This is a genomic window from Mesorhizobium sp. M7A.F.Ca.CA.002.09.1.1, assembly GCF_003998555.1.
Classification (GTDB): Bacteria; Pseudomonadota; Alphaproteobacteria; order Rhizobiales; family Rhizobiaceae; genus Mesorhizobium; species Mesorhizobium ciceri.
The window spans coordinates 1-11,072 of record NZ_RZRR01000070.1; the positions used below are offsets into that span (position 1 = coordinate 1).

Annotated in this window: 11 protein-coding genes and 1 riboswitch; of the genes, 5 read left to right on the forward strand and 6 right to left on the reverse strand. The window is 62.0% G+C overall.

All coding sequences use genetic code 11. The annotated features are described in order from the left end of the window. The coding region (locus EN994_RS05370; protein WP_206530376.1) for a prephenate dehydrogenase/arogenate dehydrogenase family protein at positions 1-556 on the reverse strand (556 nt) is incomplete at its 3' end. Positions 557-561: 5 nt separating this feature from the next. Then, a complete protein-coding gene (gene hisC / locus EN994_RS05375) occupies positions 562-1,671 on the reverse strand; it encodes a histidinol-phosphate transaminase (protein WP_063169099.1) in 1,110 nt (369 codons plus the stop codon). Between the two features lie 137 nt (positions 1,672-1,808). Then, a riboswitch (SAM riboswitch) is annotated at positions 1,809-1,886 on the forward strand. A 114-nt stretch (positions 1,887-2,000) separates the two neighbouring features. Here hisC and EN994_RS05380 point away from each other — a divergent pair. From EN994_RS05380 to EN994_RS05390, 3 genes are all read left to right on the forward strand, one after another. Beyond that, complete coding sequence (locus EN994_RS05380; RefSeq protein WP_013529386.1) at positions 2,001-3,170, forward strand: homoserine O-acetyltransferase; 1,170 nt, start codon at positions 2,001-2,003, stop codon at positions 3,168-3,170. Positions 3,171-3,228: 58 nt separating this feature from the next. After that, complete coding sequence (gene metW, locus EN994_RS05385; RefSeq protein ID WP_013529385.1) at positions 3,229-3,843, forward strand: methionine biosynthesis protein MetW; 615 nt, start codon at positions 3,229-3,231, stop codon at positions 3,841-3,843. 160 nt (positions 3,844-4,003) lie between these two features. Next, the gene (locus EN994_RS05390; protein ID WP_063169100.1) at positions 4,004-4,996 is read left to right on the forward strand and encodes a glycosyltransferase; all 993 of its coding nucleotides are present in this window, start codon (positions 4,004-4,006) and stop codon (positions 4,994-4,996) included. 30 nt (positions 4,997-5,026) lie between these two features. On the opposite strand, the gene EN994_RS05395 is transcribed toward EN994_RS05390, so the two are convergent. Beyond that, positions 5,027-5,377 carry a DUF1330 domain-containing protein gene (locus tag EN994_RS05395; RefSeq protein WP_013529383.1) on the reverse strand — a complete coding sequence of 117 codons (351 nt, stop codon included), beginning with the start codon at positions 5,375-5,377 and terminating at the stop codon, positions 5,027-5,029. A gap of 369 nt (positions 5,378-5,746) precedes the next feature. Here EN994_RS05395 and EN994_RS05400 point away from each other — a divergent pair, with 369 nt between their 5' ends. After that, on the forward strand, positions 5,747-6,679 hold the full coding sequence (locus EN994_RS05400) for a glycosyltransferase family 2 protein (protein ID WP_013529382.1): 933 nt from the start codon (positions 5,747-5,749) through the stop codon (positions 6,677-6,679). 71 nt (positions 6,680-6,750) lie between these two features. On the opposite strand, the gene EN994_RS05405 is transcribed toward EN994_RS05400, so the two are convergent. The 3 genes from EN994_RS05405 to EN994_RS05415 form a co-directional block, all read right to left on the reverse strand. Next, on the reverse strand, positions 6,751-7,554 hold the full coding sequence (locus EN994_RS05405) for a DUF1194 domain-containing protein (RefSeq protein ID WP_063169101.1): 804 nt from the start codon (positions 7,552-7,554) through the stop codon (positions 6,751-6,753). 83 nt (positions 7,555-7,637) lie between these two features. Continuing rightward, positions 7,638-9,464: an ABC transporter ATP-binding protein/permease gene (locus EN994_RS05410; protein ID WP_063169102.1), complete on the reverse strand. Its 1,827-nt coding sequence runs from the start codon at positions 9,462-9,464 to the stop codon at positions 7,638-7,640. A 132-nt stretch (positions 9,465-9,596) separates the two neighbouring features. Next, a complete protein-coding gene (locus EN994_RS05415) occupies positions 9,597-10,379 on the reverse strand; it encodes a methyltransferase domain-containing protein (protein ID WP_013529379.1) in 783 nt (260 codons plus the stop codon). A 137-nt stretch (positions 10,380-10,516) separates the two neighbouring features. On the opposite strand from EN994_RS05415, the gene gloB reads away from it, so the two are divergent. Then, on the forward strand, positions 10,517-11,072 hold a 556-nt coding region (gloB, locus tag EN994_RS05420; protein WP_127307427.1), incomplete at its 3' end, for a hydroxyacylglutathione hydrolase.

Sequence of the window (11,072 nt, forward strand, 5' to 3'; positions counted from 1 at the left end):
GCGTCATATCGTGATGCTGGGGATCCATCGTGTCGATGTTGGCGCCGCAGCGCCGCCAGAACTCCGACAGCCTCTCCAACGCGTCCGGGTCGGTGTCGGGCAGCGGCGTGAAGATGCACCAGCGATTGTCGAACAGGTCGGCGAAACCGGCGTCGGGGCCGGATTTTTCTGTGCCCGCCAGCGGGTGGCCGGGAATGAAATGGACACCTTCAGGCACATAAGGCTGCATTTGCGCAATGACAGACGCCTTGGTCGAGCCGACATCGGTGAGGATCGCGCCCGGCTTCAGCGCCGGCGCGATTTCCTCGGCAACCGTGCCGGACGAGCCGACCGGCACCGAAATGATGACCAGGTCGGCATCGCGGACAGCTTCTCTCGCATCGGTGCTATAGCTATCGCCCAGCCCAAGCTCCTCGGCCCGTGCCAGCGTCGCCGCACTGCGGGTCGAGATGGATACGTGGCGGGCGAGGCCCTCGCGGCGGATGACGCGGGCCAGCGACGAGCCGATCAGGCCGATGCCGACCAGCGCGATCTTTTCAAACATCGGTGATGTCATGGTTTCTAGCTTTTCAGGAATGTCGTGAGAGCGGCGACAACGCCGCGATTGGCCTGTTCGGTACCGACGGTCATGCGCAGCGCGTTGGGAAAGCCATAGCCCGAAACGCGCCGCAATATATAGCCGCGCGCCGTCAGATAGTCGTCCGCCGCCGCTGCCGAATGTTTCTGGTCCTCTGGAAAATGAATGAGGATGAAATTGCCGACGCTGGGCGTCACCCGCAATCCAAGCTTTGTGAATTCCTCACTCAGCCAGGCCAGCCAGGTCTCGTTGTGCGCCACGCTGCGCTCGACATGGGCGCGATCGCGAATGGCGGCGATGCCGGCCTCGATCGCCGTCGCATTGACGTTGAAGGGGCCGCGCACGCGGTTGATGGCGTCGACGATGTGCATCGGCCCGTACATCCAGCCGATCCGCGCCCCGCCAAGGCCGATCTTGGAGAAGGTCCGGGTCATCACCACGTTCTCTGCGCTGCCGACCAGTTCGATGCCGGCCTCATAGTCGTTGCGGCGGACATATTCGGCATAGGCCGCGTCGAGCACCAGAAGCACGTGCCTGGGCAGACCGGCATGCAGCCGCCGCACCTCCTGGAACGGCACATAAGTGCCGGTCGGGTTGTTGGGATTGGCGAGGAACACGATCTTGGTGCGCCGCGTGACGGCGGCCAGGATGGCGTCGATATCGGCGCGCTCGTCTGTTTCCTTGATCGTCACCGGAACGGCGCCCGCCGACTGGATGTAGATCTTGTAGACCATGAAGGCGTGTTCGGTGATGACGGCCTCGTCGCCGGGCGCCAGATAGGTCTGCGCCAGCAGGCCGAGGATCTCGTCGGAGCCGTTGGAGCAGATGATGTTCTGCGGGTTGAGGCCATGCACCTCGGCGATCGCTTCGCGCAGCCGCCTGGCGGTGCCGTCGGGATAGATGTCGAGCTTGCCGGCAATCTCGCGCGCGGCTTCGATCGCCTTCGGCGAGGGCCCGAGCGGGTTCTCGTTGGAGGACAGCTTGTGGACCTTGGCGACGCCGGCAGGCGCCGTGCTCTTGCCCGGCACATAGGCGTCTATGTCCATGATGCCCGCGCGCGGGGTTGGACGTGCCTGGTCCGGTGTCTGGCTCATGTCGCAAAATCCGTCGAGAACGCTTCCTGAGGGAAGCCGCAGCGGAAATACAAGCCGTGGCCTGCAATGTCGAGAGGCGACAGCCTCCCGCCCAAGGCAGGCCGTTGACGCCGGCGCGCCACAGCCCTAGAAGGGGAGCGAACTTCCGTGGTGATTTGGCCGGTCGGCTTGCAGCCACGTTAAACAACTTGCTAAAGGGCCGTTTGCATCCTGTAACCGGCTTTGCGACCGCAATGCCGGTTTTTTGTTGTCCGCGCCGGCCGGACACCCGTATCGGCATCGACTTTCGACGAGTGCGATGCGTGGGCTCAAAGTGTGAGATGGATGTCATGGCCGTTCTGCGTGCCCGCAAAACCAACAACGAGGTCGACCAACCGTCGAGCCCGGTTTTGCGTTTTGGATCCGACAAGCCGCTCAAGCTGGACGCCGGCACGCTGCTGTCACCGTTCCAGATCGCCTACCAGACCTATGGCACGCTGAACGATGCCCGCTCCAACGCCATCCTCGTCTGCCATGCGCTGACCGGAGACCAGCACGTCGCCAGCACCAATCCGGTGACCGGCAAGCCTGGCTGGTGGGAAGTGCTGATCGGCCCCGGCAAGATCATCGACACCAATCGTTTCTTCGTCATCTGCTCCAACGTCATCGGCGGTTGCCTTGGCTCCACCGGCCCGGCTTCGACCAATCCGGCCACCGGCAAGCCGTATGGGCTCGACCTGCCGATCATCACCATCCGCGACATGGTGCGGGCGCAGCAAATGCTGATCGACCATTTCGGCATCGAGAAACTGTTTTGCGTGCTCGGCGGCTCGATGGGCGGCATGCAGGTGCTGGAATGGGCGTCGAGCTATCCGGAGCGCGTCTTCTCGGCGCTGCCGATCGCCACCGGCGCGCGCCATTCCTCGCAGAACATCGCCTTTCATGAGGTTGGCCGGCAGGCTGTCATGGCCGATCCGGACTGGCATGGCGGCAAATATTTCGAGCACGGCAAACGCCCGGAAAAGGGCCTGGCGGTAGCGCGCATGGCCGCCCACATCACTTACCTGTCGGAAGCCGCCCTGCACCGCAAGTTCGGCCGCAATCTGCAGGATCGCGAAGCGCTGACCTTCGGCTTCGACGCCGACTTCCAGATCGAAAGCTATCTTCGGCACCAGGGCATGACCTTCGTCGATCGCTTCGACGCCAATTCCTACCTCTACATGACGCGGTCGATGGACTATTTCGACCTCGCCGCAGACCATGGCGGCCGGTTGGCCGATGCCTTCGCCGGCACGAAAACCCGCTTCTGCTTGGTGTCGTTCACCTCGGATTGGCTGTTCCCGACCGAGGAGAGCCGCTCGATCGTGCATGCGCTCAACGCCGCCGGCGCATCGGTATCCTTCGTCGAGATCGAGACCGACCGTGGCCACGACGCATTCCTGCTCGACGAGCCGGAACTGTTTGCCGCGATAAACGGCTTCATCGGCTCGGCGGCCCGAGCGAGAGGGCTGAGCGCATGACCCGGAAAAATTGCAGGCTTTTCGGATCGGGATCATGCGCCAGGCGGGAGGCGAAGCCATGAGCGTCAACCGCGACCAGCGCGTCGACCTCGAAGTCGTCGCCAACCTCATCCCGCCACAGTCGCGCGTGCTCGATGTCGGCTCGGGCGACGGCTCGCTGCTCGAACTGCTGCAGGACACCAAGCAGGTCGACGGCCGCGGACTCGAGCTGTCGCAGCGCGGCGTCAACGAATGTGTGGCGCGCGGCCTCTCGGTCATCCAGGGCGACGCTGACAAGGATCTCGAATTCTATCCCGACAAGGGCTTTGACTTCGTCGTCCTGTCGCAGACGCTGCAGGCCACCCGCAACCCGAAGCTGGTGCTCGACGAACTGCTCAGGATCGGCAACCGCGCCATCGTCTCCTTCCCCAATTTCGGCCATTGGCGTGTGCGCCTGTCGCTGTTCCTCAACGGCCGCATGCCGGTGACCAAGGACCTGCCCTATTCCTGGTACGACACGCCCAACATCCACTTCTGCACCATCCGCGATTTCGTCAATCTGTGCGACGAACTCGGCGCGACAGTCGAGAAGGCAACCGCCCTCGACGCCGCCGGCCAGAAGATCGGCTTGTCGATGCCGTGGTGGTTCTGGAATTTCTTCGGCCAGCAGGCAGTGTTCTTGCTGAAACGGTAATTTCCTCACCGATCAAAGACCCGACTCGCCAAGCAACAGTGTGTTTGGCGCCGAGCAAAGTCGCCCTGTATGACGATCGCGAACCAGTGTAAATGGCGTCGACTGTTTGACAGCGGGCTAGTGCGGCTATAGCCACACTGACGGCTCGGGGGGGCAAAAAATGGTCGAAGAACGCGCAACTTATTCACTCGTCGTCGAAATGGAGAATGCAAAATCGATCGACTGGGGCGAGATCGGCGTTGGGATGAAGGCCTTGGCTCGGGAAATCTCATCGGTTTCAGCAACCGGTTCAGCGCGACCAAGGATCGTCATCTCTCACGGCGGAGCAGAGTCGGACAAAGAGGCGTTGCGTCGTGAGATTTCGAATGAGGCCCCGCAGCTCGGTCAGGTTGCCGAACTCGTCTTCACAGCTTTCCCTGGCGGCCGATATTACGACCTGAAGAACAACGGTATGCTGGCATCGGACGGAGATATCGTCATCTTTCTGGATTCCGACGTGGTCGCGGAACCAGGATGGCTATCAGGACTGCTTGAACCCTTTGAAAACTCTGAAGTTATCTGCGCAAACGGATATACATACCTTTCATACGACGACTTCTTTTCAAGAACCTTTGCGTTGATCTGGTTTTTCCCGATGGCCCGTGGTGACGGGCGATTTGCCTCGAAGCGAGCGATCAACGCCAACAATGTAGCGTTTCGACGCGAGTGGATCCTCAGCCACCCTTTTCCAAAACATAACGGCTTCAAGGTTTCCTGCACTTTGCTGATGCGCGAACTGCTGCGGGAAGGCCACAAAATTCATAATGTCAACGCACGCGTTTATCACTATTCGCCGCGGGGCTGGCGGTTCTTTTACTGGCGCGCCCTGGTTACAGGTCGCGACGCCGACCGGAAGTTCGTTGCGCTCAATTCGCCGAGCCGCACGCGACGGATAGTCAAGTCCTTCAGCCGGTGGCTCACCATGTCATGGCGCACGACACGACGGATCGTAGGCCATGCCCGGGAAACCGGGATGCCGCTTTGGCAGGTTCCCTTTTCTCTGATTGTCGGTCAGGCATTTTATGGTTTGGCGTTTTGGGGCCAGTTCAGTTTCGCAACTGGCATGGTTCGCGACAAAATCGAAACGGTGCCAGACTATGTTGGGCATAGCTAGACGCTGTACCGCCATTCCTTGAACCGCAGTTCAGCGTCCAATTGATCCTTGATCCGGCGATTGCTCCAGAACATCCGTGGCCTTGTGCGGATGTTCGACGCCGTCGACGAACACCACATCGGCCTCCGAATTGTCCGTGCGCAGCGCCAGTATCGCTTGGTAGGCCGGCGAATTGTACCAGCCATGCACATGCTGCCTGTCGGGAAATTCTATGATGATCAGATGGCCAGGCCAGTCGTTCTCGATCACCTCCACATCGCCGCCATGGACCAGAAAACGGCCGCCGAAAGGTTCCAGCGTGGCATCTATCCTATGCAGATATTCGACGATCTGCGGACCCATTGTGGCTTGGCGCATATGGGCGACGGCGTAAGCGGCCATGACTGAACTCCCTTGTCATCGAAGCCGAGTTGCCGGCCTCTGCATGGGCAATCTGACCAAAGGCCGAGCGCTAAGCGATTACGTCTGAGGTAATGGGATGTATGCTATCTGTCATGATGGGTTGCTTCCACGGTGATTCGTAATGCTATGTGCGGCGGTGCTGTTGCAATTGGAACGCTAAGAGCGGGGATTCGTTGTCTCGCCTGGATTGAGTACCGGCACGGTGGGTGACAGGGGCAGTCGTTTTTTATAGCGTCGCGCCGACTGTGATGTGGTGTAGAGAAAGGGAAGTCCAATCCATTCGACCGTTCTGAAAATCGAAAAGTCCTGGACAGACGCGCAACCCTGCGCAGGAAACAGCTGACAGACATGGCCGGGATCGATCCAGTACCTCTCATCACGGTCATTACGCCGACCCACAACCGACGCGAAACAGTGTTGCGCGCCGTGGAAAGCGTATTCTCCCAGAGCATGTCGAGGTTTGAGCACATTGTCGTCGACGATGGTTCGACCGATGGGACCGAAGCGGCGCTGGCCCGCATCCAGGACCCGCGGCTGATCTATGTCGGGGCGAAATGGCGAGGCGCCAACGCCGCCAGGAATGCCGGCATCGAGCGGGCGCGGGCACCGTTGGTGACGTTCCTCGATTCCGACGACATCTACTTGCCGCACCGGCTTGAACGAACCCTGACCTGGTTCGATGAAAATCCTGCACTGCAAGTGCTGATCAGTTCGTTCGTGTCCCTGAAGGGCAATCGCATCACAAACTGCGCCAACCCAGAGGCATTCGTGAGCCCCGCAATGCTTGAGCGGACGCTGGTTGGGCAGACCATCTTCATCGCCGGCTCCGCGATCACTGCTCGCCGTGAAGCCTTGCTGGCCATCGGCGGCTACGACAGCGACATCACCCGCATGCAGGATCGCGAATTGCTGCTGCGCCTTGCCCGGCGCTTCGGTGCGCAACTGTCCGAGGACCTCGACTGGACGAAATACAATTCGGAGAACTCGATTTCCGGCCGCCGTGACGGCTATGTCGAGGCCTATGCGAACCTGATGGGCAAACATCCTCATATTGCCCACGCCTACCCGCACATTCCGCCTTACATGATCTCGCGGCAGCTCATCGCCGATATCCTGCGAGGCAGGATACCGGAGGCATTCCAGGGCTATATGGCCAACCGATCGTCGAAAGCGCTTGGCTACTCGCTGCCGGAATTGATGCAAGGCTATGTCCATGGCCGACGCTGGCGCCGCGATCTCTCCAACGAGTTTCGCAACCAATGTGGCGCCCGGCTCGCCTGAACCCAGAGCAACTCCAGGAAAATCGTGGAACGGTTTTCCCTCCGGATTGCGTGAACCGCACTATCGAGAGCTCAGCGGTCAAGTTCGGGAAAATACGGATCCGATAAAAACCGCCTGTCCCGTTCGCCCTGCAGGCAGTCTATCGGCTTGGCCGCGTCGACGGGGGTGATTCTCGCCTTGTCCCGAATGCCGCTCACTTCGAGGATCAGCTTGCGCCGGATGGCTGTCGAAAACTCCGCGGCGGCATAGATGGGCAGCACGAAGGAACCGGGCCCGCCGGTCACGCATTGCGCGTAATACTGGTCGAGATGGCTGAAGGTGGGCGACGGGCTGATCAGGATCGGCAGGCCGTTGACGACGATGCCTTTGGCAGTCGCCGCATCACGCGTCGCGGTGACTGGCGGTCCGATATTGTTCGGTCCGTCGCCCGAAATGTCGATGACGCTACGTTCGCCCTGGAAAGACGTGCGGTCGAAAAGCTCGGCACCGAAGGCCAGCGCGCCGGAAATCGAAGTGCCGCGAAAGCTGCGGAACGGACGCGCCGCGACCTCGTCGGCAAAGCTGTTGGCGCTCTCGGCACTATCGATGATCTGCCAGCCGATGACCGCGTCGTCGCGCACCGTGCCGGCCCACTCGAAATAGGTCAGCGCTATGCGGCCCGTGGCGCCGGCGCGGACAGCCTTGATGAAGTCGGGATGCCGCAGCGCCTCGACATAACCGGCGCGCTGCAGCGCGAACTCCTTCTCGTCCATCGACAGCGAGATGTCGACTGCCAGCACCAGCTCGACGTCGACGGCGAGCGCATCCCGCGGCGAGGCGGCGGGGGCAGCCTGGGCGCAGGCAAGACAGGCAAGCAGGCGCAGAGCATCAAGCATGGCCGTCGCCAGGTTGTTCTCCCGAAGAGCTTCCCTCGCGATCACGGCAAAATAAAGCTTTGCTTCCCCGTCCGGATATCAGGTCATTTCTTGCCGCGGGCGGCGACTGGCGGCGGTTCGATCGCGCCGGCTCTGACGCGGGCGGGCTTCAGCGCTGGCGCACCGGAATCCTTGACGATCGTCAACGCGCGCGGGAAGAAGTGGTCGTTGTGCTGGCCGCGCCCGATGTTGAGGATCGCTGTCGCCGGCAAACGCTTCTCGAGCATCGACAGCACGCGTCTTAGCGATGGGCCGTCGAATGCATCCAGCGCCTCGTCGATGATCACCCATTTCGGCTGCCGCAACGCGAGCCTGGCGAAGGCCAGCGAGCGCTGTTCGTCATCGCCCAACTCATGGTCCCAACGCCCGGCGCGGTCGAGCGATGAGGATAGCCGTCCCAGACCGACCTCGGCCAGCACCGCCGAAATGTCGGCATCGTCCGCCGGCGCGGGGCCGTTCGGGTGATCGAGGACTTCGCGCAATGTGCCGACCGGAAAATAAGGCACGCGCGGCACGAATATGGGGGTTTCTCCCGCCGGCAGGCCGATCCGGCCGCTTCCCCATGGCCACAGGCCGGCAATGGCACGAAAGAACAGCGTCTTGCCCGCACCGGGATCGCCGGTGATCATGACGCGCTCGCCGGGGCGGATTTCGACATGCGGGTCGGCGAGCCTGGTGCAGCCCTCCGGCGAGGCCACTTCGAGCTTCTCGAAAGTCAGGCTGCCACTGACGTTTTGGCCGAAGGCGATGCGCTTTTCGGTGTCGTGCAACGCATCGGTTTCATCGAGCGCGATGCGGAAATCGGCCACGCGCATCAGCGTGGCGCGCCAATCGGCAATGCTGCCGATGTTGTTGATGAACCAGCGCAAGGAGGAGTGGACCTGGTTGAATGCGCCGACCGCCATCATCAGCCCGCCAAAGCTGATATCACCTGAGAAATAGACAGGCGAAGCAACCAGTATGGGCGCCACGACGGTGATCCAGCCATAGGTGTCGGTCACCCAGGACAGGTTGATCTGGGCGGTGTAGATGCGCCGCATGGCGCCCAGCACCGTGCCGAGATCGAGTTCGAGCCGCCGCCTGGCGTCGGCCTCGCCATGATACAACGCGATGGCATCGACATTCTCGTTGACGCGCACCATCGAGGAGCGCAGCTCGGCTTCGCGTGTATAGCGGTCGCTGTTCAGGCGGATGAGCGGCCGCCCGACCAGCCAACTCAGCCAGGAGGCGATGCCGGCGTAAAGGATGGCGGCCCAGACCATGTAGCCCGGTATGGCCAGCGAGGTCCCGCCGATGTGGAACACGAAGCCCGAGGACAGCTCCCACAGCACGCCGACGAAGGACACGAGCAGGATGCACGACTGCAGCAGGCCGACGCCGAGATCGGTTGACAGATCGGACAGATGCGCGGCGTCCTGCTGCATGCGCTGGTCGGGATTGACGCCGATGGCGCCGGCATTGGCCAGACGGAAGGCGCGCGCCGGCCGCATCCATTGATCGATCAGATCCAGCGTCAGCGCCTCGCGCAGCTTGAGCCTGATCATCTGGTTGAGCCAGGTCTGGCCGATATTGAGCACCAGAAGTCCCCCGGCTATGGCCGCGAAGACGAGGAGCTGGTGCAAAAAGGCCGCCATGTTGCGGCGGGCAAGCGCATCGTAGAAAGGCTGGTTCCAGCGGTTGAGCAGAACCTGGCCGATCGACGTTGCGATGATCACGGCCATGATGCCGACCGATGTCCACAGCAACCATCTGCGAACCGGCGATCCCGCAAGCGCCCGCCGGATCGTCATCACCTGATCGTGCAGGCTGCTGGCCTCGACCGCCACGGCAACCGGCTGAACGGCGGCGGCATTGTCCGGTTGATCAGCCATGGCCGAGGTCCTTGCGTCAGTGCTGCAACCGGATGGAGAAACTTGACAGGCGTTCGTATGAGCTGCCGGATGGGCTGTCGGTCTGCTTGCGACAGATAGGCAGGGAAACGACGTCAGGCACGCTTGCCGCGATCACGAAGCCGTCACCCGCGCAGCCAAGGGCTTGGCATCCGCTTTGTGACGGCCAAGCCGGGTGGCGCCATGCGGCGACAGCACCGGCACGAAGACGCGGCGCGATGCGCGCTGCGCCACCGGCACGCCTTGATAGAGCCGCTTCTGCGCCTCGACCACGATGACCCCGGAAAAGATCGGCCACAGCCGCCGGCCGGCGCGCTCCAGTACATTGTGGAAGCGCATCATGAAACGGCGCCGCGATGGCGGAAAGAACAGCGCATCGGACCAGGCGGCGGGCGTGAAATTGGCCTCGCGCAGCAGTTCCGTAAGCTGGCCTCGCGAAAAGGGCCGGCCGTTGCCGAATGGGGTGTGCTCGAAGCGCGCCCAGACACCGCGCCGGTTGGGCACGACGATGACCACCCGGCCGGCCGGCGACAGCACGCGCCAGATCTCGTTCAGCGTCTCACGCGGGTTCTCGACATGTTCGAGCGAATGGACGAGCAGCATGCGGTCGATGCAGGAATCGACCAGCGGCAGTTCCTCGTCGAAGACCAGTGCCGTCGCCGTCGGCCCCGTCGCCGGCCACACCACCGCGCCTTGCGTTGCCGGCATGAAGGCGAAGACCCGCTCGGCGTCGCTGCCGAACCGCTCCAGCCACGGCAAGGTGTAGCCCAGACCAACCAGCCGCTCGTTGGGAACGGCCGCCCATATCGACGACAACGCCATGGTGATCGAACGCTCGGCGAACCGGCCGAGCGTTGTCGAATAGAACGAGCGAAGATCGACGATGTCGGAATGCATGGCAGGGATGTAGCCGTGATGTCGCCAGGTTTCAACAAAAGGCCGCGACGACCCGACATTCCGGGAATGTCATTCGACATCCGGGATGACATCGACCCGCAAGCGCCCTATGTCTGCGGCCATAACGGAGAGATGTGATGCCGGTCGAAATCGAACAGTTCATGTGCCGCAGCGACAATTTCGGCGTGCTGGTGCATGACCCCAAAAGCGGCCAGACCGCGATCATCGATGCGCCCGAGGAAGCGCCAATCTTGGCCGCGATAAAGCGCACCGGCTGGACGCCGACGATGATCCTGACCACACATCATCACATGGATCACGTTGAGGCCAATCTGGCGCTGAAGGAGCGCTTCAAGCTGCGCATCGTCGGCCCGGAGGCCGAAAAGGCCAAGATCCCCGGCATCGACGAGACCGTCGAAGACGGCTCGGTTCTCCATCTTGGCGATGAAAGGATCGAAGTCATCGCCACCCCCGGCCACACTGCCGGCCACGTTTCCTATTATTTGCCGGCCTCGAGCGTGGCGTTCACCGCCGACACGCTGTTTGCGCTGGGTTGTGGGCGGCTGTTCGAATGCAAGCCGCCGGTAATGTATGATTCGCTGAAGAAGCTGGCTGCACTTCCAGCTGAAACGGCCATCTATTGCGGCCACGAATACACGCTCTCCAACGCCCGTTTCGCGCTGACCGTCGACC

Coding starts and splice junctions, on each gene's coding strand:
- hisC (WP_063169099.1), bottom strand. CDS start 1,671: ATGAGCCAGACACCGGACCAGGCACGTCCAACCCCGCGCGCGGGCATC.
- metW (WP_013529385.1), top strand. CDS start 3,229: ATGAGCGTCAACCGCGACCAGCGCGTCGACCTCGAAGTCGTCGCCAAC.
- EN994_RS05415 (WP_013529379.1), bottom strand. CDS start 10,379: ATGCATTCCGACATCGTCGATCTTCGCTCGTTCTATTCGACAACGCTC.
- EN994_RS05405 (WP_063169101.1), bottom strand. CDS start 7,554: ATGCTTGATGCTCTGCGCCTGCTTGCCTGTCTTGCCTGCGCCCAGGCT.
- EN994_RS05410 (WP_063169102.1), bottom strand. CDS start 9,464: ATGGCTGATCAACCGGACAATGCCGCCGCCGTTCAGCCGGTTGCCGTG.
- EN994_RS05380 (WP_013529386.1), top strand. CDS start 2,001: ATGGCCGTTCTGCGTGCCCGCAAAACCAACAACGAGGTCGACCAACCG.
- EN994_RS05390 (WP_063169100.1), top strand. CDS start 4,004: ATGGTCGAAGAACGCGCAACTTATTCACTCGTCGTCGAAATGGAGAAT.
- EN994_RS05395 (WP_013529383.1), bottom strand. CDS start 5,377: ATGGCCGCTTACGCCGTCGCCCATATGCGCCAAGCCACAATGGGTCCG.
- EN994_RS05400 (WP_013529382.1), top strand. CDS start 5,747: ATGGCCGGGATCGATCCAGTACCTCTCATCACGGTCATTACGCCGACC.